The 21,209-nt window shown below is 50.6% G+C and carries 12 protein-coding genes; 9 read left to right on the top strand and 3 right to left on the bottom strand.

All coding sequences use genetic code 11. The features are described 5' to 3' along the window. Positions 1-27 precede the first annotated feature (27 nt). From AC2YIT_RS01335 to AC2YIT_RS01305, 7 genes are all read left to right on the top strand, one after another. Positions 28-2,055: a PAS domain-containing sensor histidine kinase gene (locus AC2YIT_RS01335; protein WP_487278002.1), complete on the top strand. Its 2,028-nt coding sequence runs from the start codon at positions 28-30 to the stop codon at positions 2,053-2,055. 518 nt (positions 2,056-2,573) lie between these two features. Beyond that, positions 2,574-5,633: a SusC/RagA family TonB-linked outer membrane protein gene (locus AC2YIT_RS01330; RefSeq protein WP_487278001.1), complete on the top strand. Its 3,060-nt coding sequence runs from the start codon at positions 2,574-2,576 to the stop codon at positions 5,631-5,633. A 26-nt stretch (positions 5,634-5,659) separates the two neighbouring features. Continuing rightward, positions 5,660-7,228, top strand: coding sequence for a RagB/SusD family nutrient uptake outer membrane protein (locus AC2YIT_RS01325; RefSeq protein WP_487278000.1), 1,569 nt, complete (start codon positions 5,660-5,662; stop codon positions 7,226-7,228). Positions 7,229-7,256: 28 nt separating this feature from the next. Further along, on the top strand, positions 7,257-8,846 hold the full coding sequence (locus tag AC2YIT_RS01320; protein WP_487277999.1) for an arylsulfatase: 1,590 nt from the start codon (positions 7,257-7,259) through the stop codon (positions 8,844-8,846). Between the two features lie 42 nt (positions 8,847-8,888). Further along, the gene (locus AC2YIT_RS01315; protein ID WP_487277998.1) at positions 8,889-11,198 is read left to right on the top strand and encodes an arylsulfatase; all 2,310 of its coding nucleotides are present in this window, start codon (positions 8,889-8,891) and stop codon (positions 11,196-11,198) included. Positions 11,199-11,380: 182 nt separating this feature from the next. Next, entirely contained in the window at positions 11,381-13,204 is a 1,824-nt protein-coding gene (locus AC2YIT_RS01310) for a sulfatase-like hydrolase/transferase (protein WP_430843218.1), read from the top strand. 55 nt (positions 13,205-13,259) lie between these two features. Further along, positions 13,260-14,000 (top strand): thioredoxin domain-containing protein, encoded by a 741-nt coding sequence (locus AC2YIT_RS01305; protein ID WP_487277997.1) that lies wholly within the window; start codon positions 13,260-13,262, stop codon positions 13,998-14,000. 54 nt (positions 14,001-14,054) lie between these two features. Here AC2YIT_RS01305 and AC2YIT_RS01300 read toward each other — a convergent pair whose 3' ends face one another. The 3 genes from AC2YIT_RS01300 to AC2YIT_RS01290 form a co-directional block, all read right to left on the bottom strand. After that, entirely contained in the window at positions 14,055-14,771 is a 717-nt protein-coding gene (locus tag AC2YIT_RS01300; protein WP_487277996.1) for a DUF6934 family protein, read from the bottom strand. A 141-nt stretch (positions 14,772-14,912) separates the two neighbouring features. Next, positions 14,913-16,538 (bottom strand): NADP-dependent glyceraldehyde-3-phosphate dehydrogenase, encoded by a 1,626-nt coding sequence (locus AC2YIT_RS01295; protein WP_430843224.1) that lies wholly within the window; start codon positions 16,536-16,538, stop codon positions 14,913-14,915. A 110-nt stretch (positions 16,539-16,648) separates the two neighbouring features. Next, complete coding sequence (locus AC2YIT_RS01290; RefSeq protein WP_487277995.1) at positions 16,649-17,977, bottom strand: MATE family efflux transporter; 1,329 nt, start codon at positions 17,975-17,977, stop codon at positions 16,649-16,651. 176 nt (positions 17,978-18,153) lie between these two features. Here AC2YIT_RS01290 and AC2YIT_RS01285 point away from each other — a divergent pair, with 176 nt between their 5' ends. Beyond that, complete coding sequence (locus AC2YIT_RS01285; RefSeq protein WP_487277994.1) at positions 18,154-20,619, top strand: TonB-dependent receptor; 2,466 nt, start codon at positions 18,154-18,156, stop codon at positions 20,617-20,619. Between the two features lie 137 nt (positions 20,620-20,756). Then, a complete protein-coding gene (locus AC2YIT_RS01280) occupies positions 20,757-21,206 on the top strand; it encodes a response regulator (protein WP_430843230.1) in 450 nt (149 codons plus the stop codon). Positions 21,207-21,209: the final 3 nt, after the last annotated feature.

The following is a 21,209-nucleotide window of genomic DNA, read 5'->3' as shown; positions in this document are numbered from 1 at the left end:
GGGCATTGAAATGGCGAAAACCTGTATATGAACGCAGAAACGGATGCGTTGAGAAAACGCATTGAAGAACTCGAGGCGGAATTGGAGAAGGCCCGGCTGGGTCACACCGGCGGGGGCGATACACTCGCATATATACAGGAAATGGAAGGGCGTTTTCGCGCGATTGCGGATACGGCCCCGGTACTGATCTGGCTCTCCGGCCCGGACAAGCTTTGCTACTTCTTTAACAAAGGCTGGCTCGATTTCACAGGCCGGACTATGGAGCAGGAGCTCGGAAACGGGTGGGCCGAGGGCGTCCATCCTGAAGACCTGGAAAGATGCCTCGCCATTTACATTTCCCATTTCGATGCGCGCAAGGAGTTCAGTATGGATTACCGTCTGCGAAGGCATGACGGCCAATATCGTTGGATTTCGGACAAAGGCGTGCCGCGTTACACTCCCACCGGTACTTTTATCGGGTATGTCGGCGGCTGTATGGATATTCATGACCAGATCATGTTTTCGGAGCTGATGGAAACGCAGGTCGAGGAACGGACCCGTCAGCTGAAGCACTCAGAGCAGTTTTTGCAATCGATCCTGAACACAGCGGGCAACAGTATTGCCTCCTATGAGCCAGTTCGTAACCCGGAAGGCCGGATCATGGATTTTCGCATTGTGTATTCCAATGAGGGCAGATTTGCCCGAGGCACCGCGGAGGATTGGCGTATTGCGGGAAAAACGTGCCGGGAGGTGTATCCCGGTATTTTCAGAAATGGTGTGTTTGAAAAGCTGGTGAAATGTCTTGAAACAGGGCAGCCGGATCATTATCAGATCGATTTGAGGAAGGACGGCGATATTATCTGGTACGAAGCTTCAGTTGAAAAACTTAATGACAGCGTGACCGTAACCACGAGGAATATATCCGAAGAGCTGAAATCCGACCTGAAACTCAAAGACCTGAACCGCCAGTTGGCGATACAGAACTCCATTTTCAAACATTCGGAAGAGAATGCCAACATTGGGAGCTACGCCTGGAATGTGACTACGAACGAACTCGAATGTTCCGATAATTTATACAGGCTCATAGGTTACCAGCCGCAGGAGTTTATTCCGTCTTTCGAACAATTTCTGTCATTTCTCCATCCCGAAGACCGTCACCAGGCAATCCGCGACGGTATCAGGGCTTATGAAACGAAGGTAGTCGTGCAAAATACCTACCGGATTATTGCCAAAAACGGCGATATCAGGCATTTCCGGCTGAGCGGAAATTTCATCCGGGAGGGAGAGAACCATTTAATGATCGGCGCATTGCAGGACGTGACCAAGGATAGCGAACTTAGCGATGCGCTGCATAAGAAGAATATGGAGCTCCGCCGGAACAACGAAGAACTGGCGTCGTTCAGCTACGTGGCGTCGCACGACTTGCAGGAGCCATTGCGAAAGATCCGCGCATTCAGCAGCAGGATCATGGAAAAAGAATCCCAGCATTTTTCGGAAAGCACGAAAGATTACTTTGCACGCATTATTGCCGCATCGGTGCGGATGCAAAAGCTGATCGAGGCCTTGCTGAGCTATTCCGGAACCAGCGGGGTTAATTTCAAATTCGTGGAGACCGACCTGAACAGTATCGTAGAAGAGGTTAAGAGTGACCTGGAAGAACTGATCACAGAAAAAGACGCGGTAGTAGAAGTCCAGCGGATGCCGGTTTTGCCTGTAATTCCGGTCCAGTTTCACCAGCTTTTGCAGAACCTCATTGGCAATGGCATCAAATACAGCAGCCCGGACCGCAGGCCTGTAGTAAGGATAGGACACGACATAGTGGAGGACGGGCAGGGGACTTTCTGCCGGATCAGCGTTACCGATAATGGCATTGGGTTCGATCAGCGTTATGAAAACCGGATATTCGACCTTTTCCAGCGACTGCATGGCAGAAACGAGTACGAAGGAACAGGCATCGGCCTCGCGATCTGCAAAAAAATAGCCCAGAACCACCACGGTTACATCACCGCCGAAGGGACCCCAGGCGTGGGCTCCGTTTTCCACGTTTACATTCCGACAAACGTAGTGCAACCATGATCTTATGCGTGAAAGTTGCACAGGGCGGTGTTTGAATTGTAAGAATCGGATAATCTGACGCTAAATACGGGCTCCCTCAAAGTTTCTCTTGCAAAACCCTTGCGTTTTAATTTTCAATAAGTTTACTTTGTCTATCATATTTATAGACTATGTAAAATGACTTTGCCCGATTAACCACCAGTCCGGTAAAACATTTGTCCAAAATTCGTATCGTACCTATGAAAGCGAAAGATGTACTTTTTGTCCGGTCTTCGGAGCTATATATGCCTGGAAGGCTGGCTCCGGGGAAGATGGTGGTTTCTAATTGTCCCCGTTTCACAGCCCTGGGCTGTTCCTGTTGTTGACCCCCTGAAGATTTTCTGAATATTCGGTAACCCGCTGATCGGCATATGAGGCGTATGCAGATCATGAACTTCCCGTATATCCGCGCCACTCAGGCATGACGTGCTTGTGCATGCGTATATGCATGAAGGTGAGCCCTCTTGTGCCTCAAGTATCCATTTTATTCACCATAAATAATGATCAAACATCTATTCCGCCTGTTCTTGCTGACGGGCCTGGTATTCACAGCTTTTTACCGTGCCGCGGCGCAGGACGCCATTACGGGCGTGGTAAAAGACGAGTCGGGGCAGGGATTGCCCGGTGCGACGGTGGTCGAGAAAGGTTCCGCCAAGTATGCCTTGACGGACATTGACGGGAAGTTCAGTATCCCGCCGGCTAAAGAGTTTCCGTTTACATTGCAAATCAGCATTACCGGCTTCCAGCAGCAGGAAATCGAAATTTATGAACAGCCTACCGAGGCCGTAGAAGTCGTTCTGAAAACCGCCAACCTGCTCGACGAGGTCGTTGTAGTGGGTTATGGCGAGCAGAAACGGAAGGATATCACCGGCTCGGTGGCGTCGGTTCCTATTGAAATTAAAAGTCAGCCGGTAGCCTCCGTGGAGCGCCTTTTGCAAGGTTCGGTCGCGGGAGCGGTGGTGACGCAGACGTCCGGGCAGCCGGGTGGGGGCGTGAGCGTGCAGATACGCGGGAACAACTCCATTACCGCCGGTAGCGACCCATTGTACGTAATCGATGGTTTCCCTGTCAACAACGACTACGGCCTTACCGATGCCGGTGTTACAGACGGATCGAAAATCAACCCGCTTTCTTCCATTAATACCGCTGATATCGAGAATATCGATGTTTTGAAGGACGCTTCTGCGACAGCTATTTACGGTTCGCGCGGTGCGAACGGGGTAGTTATTATTACTACCAAAAGCGGTGCGAAGAATAAGTCCTCCGTGAACTACGACGCATACTACGGCTCACAGAAAGTACTTCGCACGATTCCTTTGCTAAATGCTGCGCAATGGTGGCAGCTCAGAAAGGACGCAGCTTCAAACTCCGGTAAAACCGTTGCCATTCCAACCATCACAGGTTACTCTCTCGATACAACCGGCGCAGGCACCGACTGGCAGGACGCCGCATTTCGTAGTGCTTCCATCCAGAGCCATAACCTTTCCATTCTTTCAGGATCGGATAAAACGAAGCTTGCGATTTCAGGTAACTATTTCAAACAGAATGGTATCCTGCAAAATACTGATTTCCGCCGTTTCTCGGCGCGCATTAACCTGGACCACCAGTACAGCGACCGTCTCCGCATTTTCACCAGCCTGAACGCGAGCAACACCAAAGCCAATGTGGCACCGTCTGCCATTGTAGGTAACCTGCTGCAAACACCTCCCTCGCTGCCGATTTATCAGGACAATGGCACTTTTGTCATAAACAGTCCATTCGAATCTGCATTGCAGAACCCTATTAACTCGCTTTACAATCAGTTGAACGAGACCATTACCAACCGTTTCCTGGGTAATGTTTCGGCTGAATATACGATTGCAGATGGTTTGAAAGCCAAAGTACTTGTAGGTGCCGACATCGTGGGCAACAAGCAGAACCGTTATTTGCCAAGCACTACCGCAGAAGGCCAGGCGCTAAGCGGCGATGCAACCGTGGGTTCGATTTTTACCAGCAACTGGCTGAATGAGAATACGATCAGCTATGACAAAGAGATCAATGAAAAGAACAAAATCAATGCGGTAGCGGGTTTCACGGCGCAAGTATCGGAAAGTAAAGGCGCTATCGCCGAAGCTGCGGGTTTTGCAACAGACGCATTTGAATACAATAACCTGGCAACCGGTATCACCAGCGTCGCACCGCGTTCTTTGGCGAACAAGTGGTCGCTGGCCTCGTACCTCGGTCGTGTCAATTACATTTTCGACGAACGGTACCTGTTTACACTGACATTGCGTGCGGATGGTTCTTCCAAATTCGGTAGCGGCAACAAGTGGGGCTACTTCCCCTCGGCGGCGATCGGCTGGAATGTGAACGAAGAGAAATTCTTCCAGCGTTTCAAAAAAATCAGCCTGCTGAAACTGCGTCTGAGTGCCGGACAAACCGGTAACCAGAACATCCCTTCTTACCAGTCGCTTTCGCAGCTGGCCTACTTCCGCTACAACTTCTCGAACACAACCGTTTCCGGTTTTGCCCCGAATACCGTGCCTAACCCGAACCTCGGCTGGGAGAAAACGTTCCAGACAGACTTTGGTATCGACCTTGGTTTGTTCAAAAACCGCATCAACATTATCGCGGATTACTATTACAAGAAGACCACGGATTTGCTCCTGACCCGCACAGTGCCAGGTACTTCCGGTCTGTCGGACTTCTATAATGGTCAGGCTTCGGTGGTATACCAGAATATCGGTGCGGTTTCTAACCAGGGTGTTGAGTTGTATATTAATTCCAGAAATACGGAAGGCGCTTTCAAATGGAACACGATCTTCATTGTTTCTAAAAATACCAACAAAATCCTGAGCCTCGGCGACGGTGTAGACCAGATTATTCCGGTCATTTCAGCGCCTTCGATCGCGAAAGTGGGTTACCCGCTGGGTTCGTTCATTGTGTACAAAACCGATGGCATTATCCAGGAAGGCGACGCGCCACTGACTCCCCAACAAAACAAAAGCCCCGGCGGCCAGAAGTATAAGGATATTAATGGTGACGGCGTAATCACACAGGCGGGCGACCGCGTGGTGATCAAGAACCAACCTGCATTGACAGGGGGTATCACCAACACATTCAATTACAAAGGTTTTGACCTGACTATTTTTTTCCAGGCGTCGCTCGGCGGTAAATTGTACAATGCCAATCGCGCCAACCTTGAATTGGGAACAGGTTATGTCAACGGCTCGACCGTACTGCTCGACCGCTGGACACCGACCAACACCAATACCGACGTAAAAGCGGCTTACCAGGATCCAGCTATTACCATTTCGGACCGCTTTATCGAAGACGCGACCTACTACCGTTTGAAGAACTTGTCGTTCGGCTACACGTTCCCGAAAGAGCTGCTTTCGAAACTGAGCATCGAAAACCTGCGCGTGTATGTGTCCGCGCAGAATCCGAAAACCTGGACGAAATATACCGGTTTCGATCCCGAAGTGAGCTTGAACGGCCAGTCGCTGATCAACAAGGGTGTAGACCAGGGCGTGTATCCTAACAACAAATCCTACCAGGTGGGTCTGTCCCTCACTTTTTGATAACCACCATTCCAAAATTGATTGAAATGAAAGCATTTAAATATATTCTGTGGGGTTTTACGGCATTCGCGTCGTTGTCGTGCGAGGAATTTCTGAAAGAAGAGCCCGAAGCATTTTTGTCGGAAGACCAATATTACAAAACGCAGGCTGATGCGGTGAATGCCGTGAATGCGGTGTACTTCTTCCTGAATTCGGGCGGTTCGTCGATTCAGACGCCTTATAATACGCTCTTTAATACGGGTATGAACATGGCCGGCGATGATGAAGATCCGGGACCCGGTGCTACCAACCCCGATGTACGTTCACTGTCGGTGTTGGCGCATTCATCGACCAACCTGCGCATTTATGAGTTGTGGCAACAGCATTATGCCGCGATCAAAAAGGCCAATGTGGTGTTGGAAAAAGTACCGGCCATTCAGTTTGATGAAACATTGAAAACGCGCCTGCTGGGTGAGACCAAGTTCCTGCGCGCATTGTATTATTTCAACCTCGTGCGCTTGTACGGCGACGTGCCGCTGATCCTCGAATACCAGAAATACGTGAATGCGGCTGATTATGCCATTGCCAAATCACCTTCGGCCGATATTTACGCGCAGATCGAGAAAGACCTTACCGAAGCCGCGGCGGTGCTTCCGGCCACTTACGCGTCGCCTAACGTAGGGCGCGCGACGGCGGGGGCTGCCAAGGCCCTTTTGGCGAAAGTGTACCTGACCCAAGCATCACTTCCTTTAAAAGTAAGCGCGAAATACCAGAGTGCGGTGAACAAGGCTGAGGAAGCCCTCTCGGCTGCTGACGGAGGAACGGGAAACTACGGTTATGATCTGGTCGCCAACTATGCCGAAGTATTCCTGCCCGCATTCAAAAACAACAAAGAGCATATTTTCTCGGCGCAGTTCAAATCCAACTCATTGGCGCAGGGTAATAACGAATGGCCGCGTTCGATCCTCTCGGGTGTGCCGGGCCTGAATGGCAACTACGCGCACATGGTGCGGTACTACACGCAGGGGAACGACAAGTTTTTCAGTATTTACAAACTATTCAAGCCGGGCGACAAGCGCCGTGACGTGACGTTCGTGAGAAGTTTTACCAGTCCGTCCAATGGCCGTAAATATGCGCTGCCGATCGCGAACGCAGCGGTGCCGAACGATTCGACGCCATTCTGGAACAAATGGGCGGACCCTGCTTCGACGGCGGTTACCAACCAGTCGGCGGCCAACGTACCCATTATCCGCTATGCTGAACTGCTGCTGATCCACGCCGAGGCCGAAAACGAGGCGAACGGGCCGACAGTTAAAGCGTATAAATCGCTGAACAGAGTCCGCAAACGCGCAGGGCTGCCCGATCTGACGCCGGGCCTCACCAAAGACCAGTTCCGCGACTCGGTGTACCTCGACCGCCGTTTGGAATTGACCTATGAATACCAGCGCTGGTTTGACCTGATCCGTCAGCGCGATGCGAACTATAACAGCACATTTGTGGCAAATCAGGTGAAAGTGGGCAAAACCAATGCGGCACCTAAGCACGTCTACTATCCGATCCCGCAATCGGAGATCGACAACAACGCCCTGTTGAAGCAAAACCCGCTTTGGGAGTAACACCGATTTTGTAATCTGTTGGAATTGAATGAATCATAATACTTCCCTTTGGATTCGTCTGACCTGGGCATTGGCGGCCATTGCGCCGGTGCCTGGGTTGGCCCAGAAGCAGCCCGAAAAACCCAACATAGTGCTGATATTGGCCGATGATATGGGGTTTTCGGACCTGGGAAGCTTTGGCTCCGAAATTAATACCCGCAACCTGGATAAGCTCGCACAGGAAGGCCTGCGCATTACACAATTTTACAATAGTGGTCGATGCTGCCCCTCGCGCGCGGCCCTGCTCACGGGTTTGTACCCGCATCAGGCGGGCGTGGGTGACATGGTGCAGAACAAAGGCACGCCTGCGTACCAGGGATATTTGAATAAAAACAGCGCTACCATTGCCCAACTGCTCAAAACAGCAGGTTATAACACGATTGTTTCCGGAAAATGGCACGTGGGGCTAGTACCCTCGGCCTGGGCGGTGAACCGCGGGTTCGATCAGTCGTTTACTCTCCAGAACAATGGCAGCAGCTATTTTAACTCGGAGCCACTTTATAATGACGGGCGGACGGTTACCTTTCAATTAAACGGCCGCGAAATACAGCGGTATGATACTTCACGCTATCTCACACAAGCTATCACCGATTTCGCGGTCCAGTCGATCGACCGCGTAAAGGACCAGCGCAGTCCATTCTTTTTATACCTGGCCTACAATGCACCACACTGGCCCATCCAGGCTTTGCCGGAGGACATTGCCCGCTACAAGGGGAAGTACTTGCAGGGCTGGGATGCATTGCGTGAAGCCCGTTACCACAAGCTGGTTTCTTTGGGTATTATTCAAAAAGAATGGAAACTATCGCCGCGCTATGAAAAAGCGCAAGAGTGGAATGCATTATCCGCTGCCGAAAAAGATCAATGGGATACCCGCATGGCCATTTACGCCGCCATGATCGACCGGATGGACCAATGCATCGGGCAAGTGCTTGACAAAATAAAAGCCATTGGCCGGGAACGGAACACGCTTGTGATTTTCCTGTCCGACAATGGTGGGAGCGGTGATACCGTCCGGGAATGGAGTTATGTAACCCCAAAAAATGGGGAGCCTGGTTCGGTGCATTCGATCGACAGCTATGACCCACCATGGGGCAATGCGAGCAACACGCCGTTCAAACTATTCAAAAAGAATACCCACGAAGGCGGCATCGCGTCGCCGTTTATCGCCTGGTTTCCGGGTAAAATAAAGCGCAATGCATTGAGCACGCAGGTAAGCCACATTACCGACATTATGCCCACACTGCTGGAACTGGCGGGCGTCCGGTATCCTGAAACATTGGGGAAGGAAAAGCTTACCCCACTCGCAGGGAGCTCTTTAACCCCACTATTTCAAAAGCCGCAGGCCACGCAGCCGAAAACCATTTTCTGGGAGCACGAAGGTAGCCGCGCGGTGCGCAAGGGCGACTGGAAACTTGTGGCGGAAATAAACCAGCCGTGGGAATTGTACGATCTCAAAACCGATCGGAGTGAAACTCACAATCTCGCCAGCCGCTATCCGCAAAAGGTGAAGGAGTTGGAAAAAGAATACCTCGAATGGGCCGGGAAAGTAGGCATAGTGGATTGGAATACGATCAAATAGGAATTGGATATTGATTTTAAATGTATTCAAAAACAGTTTGTTATGGGAAAAATATATCGTCCATGGAATAAGCTATCGCTCGGTGCGCTGGCTGTGCTGGCTGCGAGTGGCTTACAGGCACAATATGCGCCGACGCCTGCTTACCAGGGCAAAATTGGTAAGACATTAGCTGAAACGCAGCAGTCGTGGCCGGCGCAAAAGAAGGCGGCAAAAGGTTCGCCCAATGTTGTCTGGATTTTGCTGGACGACATTGGTTATGGTGCCATCAGCACTTTTGGCGGGCTGATCAACACACCTACGCTGGACAGCCTGGCTAACAATGGTTTGCGGTTTACCAATTTCCACACAACGGCCATTTGCGCACCCACGCGTGCATCGCTGCTCACAGGCCGCAACCCGCATTCTGCGCACATGGGGCTTTTCCCTGAAACCGCCATCGGCACACCGGGTTACGATGCGCTTATTCCGTTTGAGAAAGGTACCATTGCGGAAATCCTGAAAGACAATGGGTACAACACTTTTGCACTGGGCAAATGGCACATTACCCCGCTGGCGGACCTAACACCGGCGGGGCCATTCAACCGCTGGCCGACCGGGCGCGGCTTTGAGCAGTTTTATGGGTTTCCGTCGCGCGGCAGCATCGACCAGTGGCATCCCGAGCTGTGGGAAGGCTCGCACCGCGAGGCGGACCGGCAGGATGGCAAGCATTTCAACGAGTTGATCGCCGACCGCGCTATTAGTTACCTTGCCAGCCAGAAATCCGGGAACCCTGATAAACCGTTTTTTCTCTATGTAGCGACCGGCGCGGGGCATGCGCCGCATCAAGTGGCTAAAAAGTGGTCGGATAAATACAAAGGCAAGTTCGATGCGGGCTGGGATGCGTACCGCGAGCAAGTGCTGGCGAATCAGATCAAACTAGGGGTAGTTCCAAAGACAGCCAAACTTCCGCCGCGTAACCCGGGCGTGAAAGAATGGAACTCGCTGGGTGCTGAGGAGAAAAGGCTCTATGCACGGTTTATGGAAACCTATGCGGGCTTTCTGGAATACACGGACTATGAAATTGGCCGGGTGATCAACCACATTCGCGAAACCGGCGAGCTGGAAAACACCGTCGTAATCGTATCGGTAGGCGACAATGGCGCCAGCAAGGAGGGGACGTTCGTGGGAACGGTAAACAACTTTGGAACCGGTATCTCGGAGGAGGAACGTTTGAGAAAGAATATCGAGCAGATCGACCTGATTGGTACCGAGTTTTCAAAAGTGAACTACCCGCTCGGCTGGGCCGCCGCGACCAATGTGCCGTTCCGGCACTGGAAGCAGGATGCCAATTCGGAAGGCGGCACGCATAACCCGCTCATCGTTTTTTATCCCAAAGGCATTAAGGAGAAAGGCGGCATTCGTAACCAGTACGGCCATGTTTCGGATATTTTACCGACCACATTAGAACTGCTGAACATCAAAGCACCTACGGTGCTGAACGGCATCAAGCAAGATCCGATAGAAGGTACGAGTCTGGTATACAGTCTCAACGACGCCGGTGCGAAAAGCCGTCACACGGTTCAGTATTACGAAATCCGCGGCTCACGCTCTATTTATAAGGATGGCTGGAAAGCCGGTTCCCTGCATGTGAAAGGCCAGGATTTTGAAAAAGACCGTTGGGAGCTGTATAACTTGAATGAGGATTTTAATGAAACCAATGATCTTGCCGCTTCGAACCCAGCGAAGTTAAAGGAACTGAAAGCATTGTTCGATAGCGAGGCTTTGAAATACAATGTATATCCGCTGAAAGACGGTACGGAGCCGTTTACGCTGCCTACGGCTTACAATAGCGTGGATAGAGTAGTGCTTTATCCGGGCCAATCGACGATCATAGACGTGGCGAGCCCGTTCGCATTGAAGCGTTCATTCTCGATCGTTGCGGACGTGGTATTGTCGGGTGTGGAAACGGAAGGGGTGATTCTGTCGAGAGGCGGTGCGGCGGGCGGTTTGAGTTTTTTCATTCAAAATCAGAAACTACAATTTGTTTATGCGGTAGGCGATGGTAACAAATACGTGGTAAGCTCGGTGAATGCGACATTGCCTGCGGATAAAGTGGAACTGAAAGCCAGCGTGCAATATGATCAGAATGGCGGTGGAGTGGTGACTTTGTATGTCAATAATGCAAAGGCAGGAGAGGGAACGCTAGGCAAGACTTCGGATGCATTGTATTTGCATGAAGGTGTGAATGTCGGTTTCGACGATCTGACACCGGTAGGGGATACTTATAAGGTGCCTTTTGCATTCACAGGTAAAATCAACAAAGTCACCATCGACCTCGCACCGGCGCAGCAGGCACATTTGAACGCGAAGTAGGATTTTGGATTTGTTGTTACATGCCTGACGGCGTTTTGAAGGGCGTGTAACACATGATTGCTACCAATATTGCATGCCTGACGGCATTTCAAAGCCCGCAAGTCGCGTAGCGACGCAGTATTGGTAGAAACGAAACAAAACGAGTGTTTTGAAAATCGCGTAGCGATGTAACAACCATGCAAATGCATAAATTAGCCCACAAACTCCTTCTGGCGATATTAACCATCGCATTACACCCGGCCATGGCGCAGGACCGTCCTAACATCCTCTGGATTGTGAGCGAGGACAATACCATTCTGTTAGGCAGTTATGGCGACCAATTCGCGACGACGCCCAATCTGGACCAATTCGCAACGGAGAGCATTCGTTATAAAAATGCCTTTTCGACCGCGCCCGTGTGTGCTCCGTCGCGTAACACGCTCATTACAGGTATGTACCCACCCTCGCTCGGGACCGAGCATATGCGGAGCACTTACCCGTCGCCCGCGTTCGTGAAATTTTTTCCAAAATACCTGCGCGAGGCCGGCTACTACACCACTAATAATGCGAAAAAGGATTACAACACGCCGGATCAGTTGGATGCGTGGGACGAGTCGAGCGGCAAAGCGACTTATAAAAACCGCAAACCGGGACAGCCGTTTTTCGCCGTATTCAATCTGAATGTCTCGCATGAAAGCTCGCTGCATGAGCCGCTGCCTGTATTGAAACACGATCCGGAAAAAGTGCCGTTGCCACCTTATCACCCGGCAACGCCCGAACTGAAACACGATTGGGCGCAATACTACGACAAGCTCGAAGAAATGGATCGGCAGTTTGGAAAGCTGTTGCAGGAGTTGAAAGACGAAGGTTTGGCGGAGAACACGATCGTGTTTTACTATGCTGATAATGGCGGCGTGCTGGCGCGCAGCAAGCGGTTCATGTACGAATCGGGCCTGCATGTACCGTTGATCGTCCATTTGCCGCCGAAATATGCGCATTTGGCCAATCAGAAACAGGGTAGCGTCTCTGACAGACTGGTTACCTTCCTGGATTTTGCACCGACGGTACTCAGTCTGGTGGATGTGAAAGTGCCCGATTATATGCAGGGCGGTGCGTTTTTGGGGAAGCAACAGAAGCCTGAGCCGCAATATGCATTCGGTTTCAGGGGCAGGATGGATGAGCGGATTGATATGTCGCGGTCGGTGCGGGACAAGAAGTTCCGGTACATCCGGAATTATCTGCCCAATAAAATATACGGTCAGTACCTGGAATATCTCTGGCGGGCGCCTTCGGTGAAATCCTGGGAAGACCTTCACAAAGCTGGCAAACTAAATGCGGTGCAATCCAAATTTTGGGAGCCAAAGCCCGCAGAGGAGTTGTTTGACGTCGACACTGACCCGCATAATATCCATAACCTTGCCGGCGACCCGAAATACAAGAAAGAACTGGAACGGTTGCGAAATGCCAACGAACGGTGGATCAAGAGCTATAAGGATGTCGGTTTTATTCCGGAGGCCATCATTTATGAGATTGCTAAAAACACGCCTTTGTACGATTATGCGCGGAGTGGTAAGTATAATTTTGAAAAAATAATTGCTACTGCCGACCTCGCGTCGTCGCGCAATACGGCTAACACACAAGCGCTTATTAGGGCACTGGGTGATGCAGACCCTTCAGTGCGCTACTGGGGTGCGACCGGCCTGACCGTGCTGAAAGCGAGCGCTGGCAAAGAGGCATTACAAAAAGCATTGAAAGACCCCGAGCCAGCCGTGCGCATTGCAGCCGCCGAAGCTTTGTACGTAACCGGTATCGACAAGCCTGGCGCCGTAGCCGCATTAACCGACGCGCTGAAAAGTGACAACCCGTATGCCCGCCTGCAAGCCTTAAATGTCCTTGATCTTACGGGAAAAGATGCCGCGCCGGCCATTCCGGAAGCGGAGAAGATCTCGATGCAAAAGGCCGAAATGTTCGATTATGATATCCGCGCAGCCAAAGTGTTGCTGAATAACTTCAAGAATTCCAGATAAAGTCGATAGCCGAGGCCAACCACCGAAAGCAGTAATCACTTTAAAACCAATTTCAATGAAAACTTTCAAACCATTGTTCGCAGTGGTGTGGCTGCTCCTTGTCCATACCGCGTTGCATGCGCAGACTGCACCAAGCGCTCAGAGTGCTCCAAAACGTGACCTCGTTTCATTCGAGGAATTTGAGTCGCGCCTTACGAAAGCCGGCAAAAATGCCCAGATCCTCGACGCCCGCTTGCCCGAGGAATACGCGCAGAACCACCTCCAAGGCGCGACGAGTTTCAGTGTTGCCAATGAAGCCGATTTCTCGAAAGCCATTGCTAAACTCGACAAAAGCAAACCGACCTTCATTTACTCCATCGCCAACGGTCGTAGTGGCAAACTCGCCAAAGATCTCCGTGATAATGGGTTCAAAGACGTTACCGAACTTCCGGGTGGGTTGAGCAAATGGATTGGTTTGGGCAAACCGGTCGTTTCCACCGTTGGCCCTGGTCTAACCCTAGCCGACTATCAGGCCTCGTTGAAATCCGACAAGCTCGTGCTAGTCGATTTCGGTTCGCGCTATTGTGGTTCCTGCAAACGCCTGGCACCCATCGTGGATTCCATCAAACACGAGCAAGCGAGCTCCGTGAAAGTGATTAATATCGAGGCTTATGAAAATAAAACGCTTACGAAAGAGCTGGGAGTGACTGCATTACCTACTTTGATTCTGTACAGAGGTAACCAGGTGGTATGGAAGAAAAGCGGCGTGACGCCGAAAGGGGAGATTGAGCGGGCGCTGGCGGAGGCGAATTTGTGAAGAGCACAACATGCGATCGGCCATTGAGAGGTGGCCGATCGTCTTATAAATATGTTATGAGTCCGCTGCTGTTTTTTCCTTTTCCCAGGGGAATGGTCGTGGCAGCTTGGCAAAGTCTTCCGCTGCCTTTTCATTTTTCTTTTTCAGAAAAGGCGAATTTTTGACTGCTTCAATAATTCTGTCCTTGTCTTTGAGAAGCTCTTCCAAAATAGCTTCATGCTCTTGGGTTGTGTGTTTTTCCATGCTCATGATTATCAGTGATAGTATTAAAGTTAAACAATTATTTGCAGCCGACCAGTATTCTGTCATACTGATTGCCAACGATATAATCTGCGATTTCTCCTGACTTGACTCCCCAGAATCGAAATTCGGCCGATAATTGTAACCAGTTCGAGTTAATTGCTCTTTGGTAGAGAATATTACGCTGATTTTTACCTTGCATAGTGGATTTTTCGTCCATATATCCCTCCAACGAGAGTAGCGACTCAGGATGCTCCCGTAAAACTCCATCGCAATTCTGGCAACAGTCGCGATAACTTTGGGCATATCACCATTCCCGCTTCTGGGGCTATCGTCAAGAGACCAACCTCCATAAACTGCTACGACATCACCAAACCCCAGATTGTATGCTGACTTCGAAGGATAGTCTGAGCCGTCTGGAATCCTGCTGATCGAAACAACTTTTTGAATATCGCCGTGAATGCCCTTGCTAATGAAAAAGTACAATGAATTGTCTTCGGCCTGATAGAAAGGGTAAATTTCTTTATTCATATAATAATGTGCTTATACAAGCCCAAAGCAAACTTCTACAAACCTCCTATCCCTATTTTCATTACAAATGATCCTCCGGTACAAAAAAAGCCCATCCAGTTTCCTGAATGGGCGGCTTGCATTGAAATGAATGCAGAAACTCTAGAATATAAACTTAGTACTCAAAAAGTTGGAAGTATCCTCATGCACGATTTCGTTGATCAACTGCTTGTTCGCGGCGTTCATTTTGAAGGCTACGAGGGAGCGGATCGAGAAGGCGCGGATGGCATCGGGAACAGATAGGGTACCCTCGGCGCTGTCCTTGCGGCCGGTGAAAGGGAATACATCCGGGCCGCGCTGGCATTGGGTGTTAATGTTCACGCGGCTTACCTGGTTTACCAGAGGGTCGATCAGCGAGGCCACTTCGTCGGCGTTGTTACTGAAAATACTTACCTGCTGGCCGTGGGTTGAGTCGATCAGGAACTGAATGGTTTCTTCGAGGTCATCGAATGGTACCACGGGCACGATCGGTCCGAATTGCTCTTCGTGATACAGCTTCATTTTACTGTTTACCGGGTAGACAACCGCCGGGTAGAAGAACGAGCCTTCTGATTTGCCTCCGTTTTCATTAACCACTTTCGCACCATGCGCTTCCGCGTCGGCGATGCAGTCGTTGAGGTATTCGATTTTATTGGTTTCCGGCAGCGGGGTAAGCGCCACGCCTTTCTCCCACGGCATCCCGAATTTCAGTTCAGCAACCGCGGCGCTGAATTTTTCGAGGAATGTATCGGCTACGCTGCGGTGTACCCATATGATTTTCAGAGCCGTACAACGCTGACCGTTAAACGACAACGATCCTGTGATGATCTCTTTCACGGCGAGGTCGAGATCGGCTTCTGGCGTGACGATCGCCGCATTTTTGGCATCCAGACCGAGTACTGCCCGAAGACGGTTCACTTTCGGGTGCGATTTCTTCAATTCATTAGCCACTTTGCTGGAACCGATCAATGTCAGGACGTTGATTTTACCCGACTGCATTAATCCCGGAACGATGGCATTACCGCGGCCATAAATCACGTTCACAACGCCTTTTGGGAAACAGTCGCGGAAAGCTTCCTGCAATGGGTAATGCAGCAGCGTCCCGAATTTCGGCGGTTTGAACAGCAGCGTGTTACCCATGATCAGCGCGGGGATCAGGGTGGTGAACGTTTCGTTAAGCGGGTAGTTGAATGGCCCCATACAAAGTACCACGCCCAGCGGAGAGCGTCTTACCTGTGCTGCGATGCCGTCGACAATATGGAAACCGGACGAGTCGCGATCCAGGTTTTTGAGGGAATCGATGGTGGCGTATATGTATTCGACAGTACGATCGAATTCTTTGACTGAATCGGCGAATGACTTACCGATTTCCCACATGATGAGCTTGACAATAATGTCTTTTTTCTCGATCATCCGGCCTGTAAACTGCTCGACGCAGTGAATGCGTTCGGCTACGCCCATGGTAGGCCATTCGCCGCGGCCGCTGTTGTAGGCGGTTACAGCTGCTTCCAATGCTTCCGATGCTTCGGTAGCGGTACACAAAGGGTAGCTGCCGATCAATTTGCGTTCGAGCCCGTTCGGGGTTTGTACGGCAATCGGTGAGAAAACTTCATGGAAAGGACCGTCCCAGGCCTTCATTTCGCCATTGCACAGGTACTCGCGCTGGTGAATCAGGGATGGCAGGCTGTACTCCGCAGGAATGTCCTTTTCTTCAACAAAGATGTTCCTTAACGTGGAATTGAAATCCATTGAATCAGATTTTTGTGGATAAGAATTGATTAAAAAAAGCGCACTTGGATTAATGACGAAGTTTCGCATTTATATCCTTATCAACAAGTCGGATTTTGACGAAGTTTTATCTAAACCTGATTTCTTCTTGTCATTTTGAAAAAGCGGGTCATTAGGAAAATCGATGCCATCGTCAAGCCCAGAATCAACCCCAGCCACATGCCCGAAGCTCCCATATCGAAATGGAATGCAAGCGTGTAGCCAACCGGGATACCAATCACCCAATAAGCGATCCCGATCAGAATCGTGGGCGTTTTTACATCCTTAATGCCCCTCAGCAAACCTGCGCCGATGGCCTGGGTACTATCCGAAATCTGGAAAACGGCGGCAAAAAGGAGCAGTAATGCAGCCAATGTTACGACCTCGGTATTGTCATTGAACGCCATCGGCAGGTGATTCCGCAAAAGGCCGAAGGTGATCGCGCAGAATGTACCGTAGATCAACGCGGTGACGAGCGTGCTTTTGCCGATTACAAAAATCTTCGCCCAGTCGCCGCGCCCGAGCGCGTTGCTCACGCGTATGGAGCCCGCCTGCGCGAGGCCCATCGATACCATAAATGTGAACGACGCGCTGCTCAGAGCGATCTGGTGTGCAGCCTGCGCTACTGCACCCAGGGTGCCAATGATAATGCCGGATACGGCGAATGCACCCGCTTCCATACCGATCTGCAAGCTGCTCGGCACGCCGATATGCAGTAGTTCGCGCCAGGTCTTCCATTTGAAATACCACTGATTGCGACCTACGGCAATGTATTTTTCAAAAGTTTTATGTCTTAAAATCACAAATAACAAAGCAAGGAACATCATGCTGCGGGTGATGAGCGTCGCCCAGCCTGCCCCTTCCAGTTCGAGGCGCGGAAAGCCCCAATTACCGTAAATGAGCAGCCAGTTGAGCAAGATATTGACGGGCATACCGGCCAGGGAGAAGATCATCGCCGTGCGCGTGTGTTCCAGTCCGTCTGCAAATTGCTTCAAAGTCATAAAAAGCAGCATGGGAATAATGGAAAGGCCCATCAGCCGCATAAACGGAATGGCGAGCTCAACTACCTCCGGGTCCTGTCCGAGGTTATGCAGGTAATCTTTTCCAAAGAGCAAAGTGATGGAAATAGCGAGTGCCGTGAGGGTACAAAGGCAAAAACCATTGAACAAATAATGCGAAACTTGCTGCGCATCACGGCGGCCGTTGGCGAGGGATACCATTTGCGAAACGGAGATCGTCATACCAATCCCGATCACGAACGGAATGTTCATTGCATTGATGACCAGCGCGGCCGCGGCCAGTTGTTTGTAGCTGATAGCGCCGACCATGGCGCTGTCGATAAGGTGAAGCGCCATTTGGGCCAGTTCACCGATGATAATAGGGAATGCTAATCTTAAAGTTTGTGATGCTTCGTGTTTCATGGCTTTGTGTGGATCTGCAAAAAGACTGCAAAGGTACAAAAATCCGACGGAGCCTCGGAACGTCGGGCGGAAAGTTCATTTTAATATATCATTACGGTAGAGTAAAACGGGAAGGTAAACCGGTTTGTATGGGTAGCAATTTTTAAAAGCATTTGAGAAAATATTACAACATAAGAATGACTATTAAAAGCAGTTTGAAGAAGGGCTTCCGTTCGCGGAAGTTGCGTGGTTTTGTGGGGTTTGCATGGATTCTCGGGATGTTGGGAATGATGCCCGCCGTGGCGCAAAATAATGGGAAATTAAAGGTTACAGGCAAGATAGTCGACGGCGCAAGCAATGCGCCGCTGGGCTATGCGAGCATCCGGCTCTTCAAGACAACCGACAGTTCGTTCGTCTCCGGTGCGATTACCGACGAGACGGGTGGGTTCATAGTAGATATCTCCGCCGGTACCTATTATGCATTGTCGGAATTCATCGGTTATAAACCCAATTATACTACTAATATAAAAGTGAGTGCAGCTAATTCTCCGCTGGACCTGGGCTCGATCAAAGTGGCGGCCTCGGCCAAAACGCTTGACGAAGTGACTGTCCAGGCAGAGAAGAGTTCGATGGAATTATCGCTCGACAAAAAGATATTCAATGTTGGGAAAGACCTGGCAAATGCGGGTGGTACTGCGGTGGACATCCTGACTAATGTCCCTTCGGTAGCGGTGGATGTTGAAGGGAATGTAAGTCTGAGGGGAAGCGGCAACGTGCGCATTCTTATCGACGGCAAACCTTCCGGTCTGGTCAGCATTAAAGGCGCGAGCGGACTGGCGCAGTTGCAGAGCAGCATGATTGAGCGCGTGGAAATCATTACCAATCCATCGGCACGTTACGAAGCCGAAGGTATGGGCGGTGTGATTAATATTGTTTTGAAAAAAGAGCGGAAAGAGGGCATTAACGGCTCGTTCGATATTATTACGGGCCATCCTACCAACTTTGGCGGCGCCGCGAATGTGAATTACCGGAAGAAGAATCTCAATTTCTTCATCAACTACACCATGTCGTACCGGAATACTCCCGGCAAAAATTACGTATACCAGGAGGTTTACCGCAATGATTCAACATTCATCATGGAGCGGGATATGAAAAGTAACCTGAAAGGTATGGCCAACAGCGCCCGCGGCGGTATCGACTATTATTTCAATTCCCAAAACGTCCTCACTGGCGCCTACACGTGGCGTACCAGCAAGGGAAAGCGATTTTCGACACTCAATTACCGCGATTACCTGTCGAACCTCAATAACATGACGAGCTACACGCGCCGGACCCAGGATGAGACTGAAACGGAGCCGAACTCGGAGTATGCACTAACGTACAAGCGGACATTCAACCGGAAAGGGCAGGAGTTTACCGCCGATGTGCGTTACCTCGACAACTGGGAGGATTCGGACCAGTATTACCATGAAAATGTATACAAACCGGACGGCAGCCCGTCAGGCATTCCGCCGTTGTTGCAGCGAGCGGTGAACTATGAAACGGAGAAGCAATTGCTTTTCCAGGCCGATTATGTACATCCTTTCGGAAAAGACGGCAAGATCGAGGCAGGGGGAAGGAGCAGCTCACGGGACATGACCAACGATTACACCGTCACACAGCAGAACAGCGATGGCGGCTGGGTAGCGTTGCCCGGGCTTACCAACGATTTCCTTTATGAAGAGAATATCAATGCATTGTACGGTATGGTCGGCAATAAAACCGGTAAGTTTTCCTACCAGGGAGGTCTTCGGGCGGAATGGACCGGCGTGACCACTACATTAAGAAACACCAACGAGGTGAACGCCCGCAAATATGCCAATCTCTTCCCAAGTGTGCATGTGACTTACGATTTTGCCAAACAGAATGCATTTCAGCTGAGTTATAGCCGCCGTGTCCGCAGGCCGCAATACAACGATCTCAGTCCGTTTGCGACTTACAGCGACAACCGCAATTATTGGAGCGGCAATCCCGACCTGAACCCGGAGTTTACCAATGCATTCGAGTTCGGTCATATCAAATACCTGAACAAAGGCTCGCTGACGTCATCGATCTACTACCGTCATACCAACGGCAAGATTATCAGCATCCGCACCGTGCAGGACGATGGGAGCTCCTACACCCGTCCAGAAAACCTGGGCACGGAAGATGCCTACGGTGCCGAGTTTGCCGGCTCATTTAATCCATACCCCTGGTGGAAACTCGATGGAAGCGCCAACTTTTTCCGTGCGATTACCGACGGAACCGGTGTGGACGAGGACTTTAAAAGCGATACATACAGCTGGTTTATCCGTACGATGTCGCGTTTTACGCTCTGGAAAAATACCGATGTGCAGTTGAGAGGAAACTATGAAGCACCGCAGCAAACCCCGCAAGGCCGCCGGAAAGCACTGGCAACGCTCGACCTGGCCGCGACGAGAGATATTCTGAGAGGAAATGGCACACTGACGCTCACCGTAGTAGATGTTTTCAATTCCAGAAAGTACCGGTCGATCACCGAGGGGGTCAACTTCTACACCCGTAACACCTCCCAGGGACGTCTGAGGCAGATTAATCTTACCTTAAACTACCGTTTGCATCAGGCGAAGAAGAAGCCGAAAGAGAGCCTGGAAGGCGAGTTTTAATGTAAATTAAATTTTCTATACGGTTTTTATTTCCTACCTTGTATATCCTTACTCTGGAATTGATTGCTACCGTACCTCGTTTAGGTTGAATGTATGAGCAACGTATATGTTATTTCATGAATACTTAAATTCAGGTTATGAGCACAAAACCAAATAAATCTATTTTCCTGGCCGACGACGATGAGGACGATTGCCTGTTGTTCGAGGACGCGCTCAGGGAAGTGAGCACTTCGACCGAGCTGATGACGGCGAGCGACGGGGTGGAGCTGATCGACCTGATGGAGAAAACGGTACCGCCTCCGCCGGACGTCATTTTTCTGGATCTGAATATGCCCCGTAAAAACGGTTTTGAATGTCTGGATCTGATCCGGCAAACCAAAGCCTGGGCGCACATACCGGTGGTAATTTTCTCTACCACCGGACAAGAGGAAATGGTACGGAAGGTGCATGAAAAAGGCGCCAACTTCTTTATTCGCAAACCAGGGTCATTTCCCAAGCTGAAACAGGCTATCAAACAAATCCTGGATATCGACTGGACCAAGCACAGCTGGACACCCGCGCCAGAAAACTTCCATTATCACTATTGACTT

Source organism: Dyadobacter sp. SRI_021 (genome assembly GCF_057586235.1).
The sequence above is the reverse complement of the archived record's forward strand: the minus strand, read 5'-3'. Positions and strand labels throughout refer to the sequence as shown.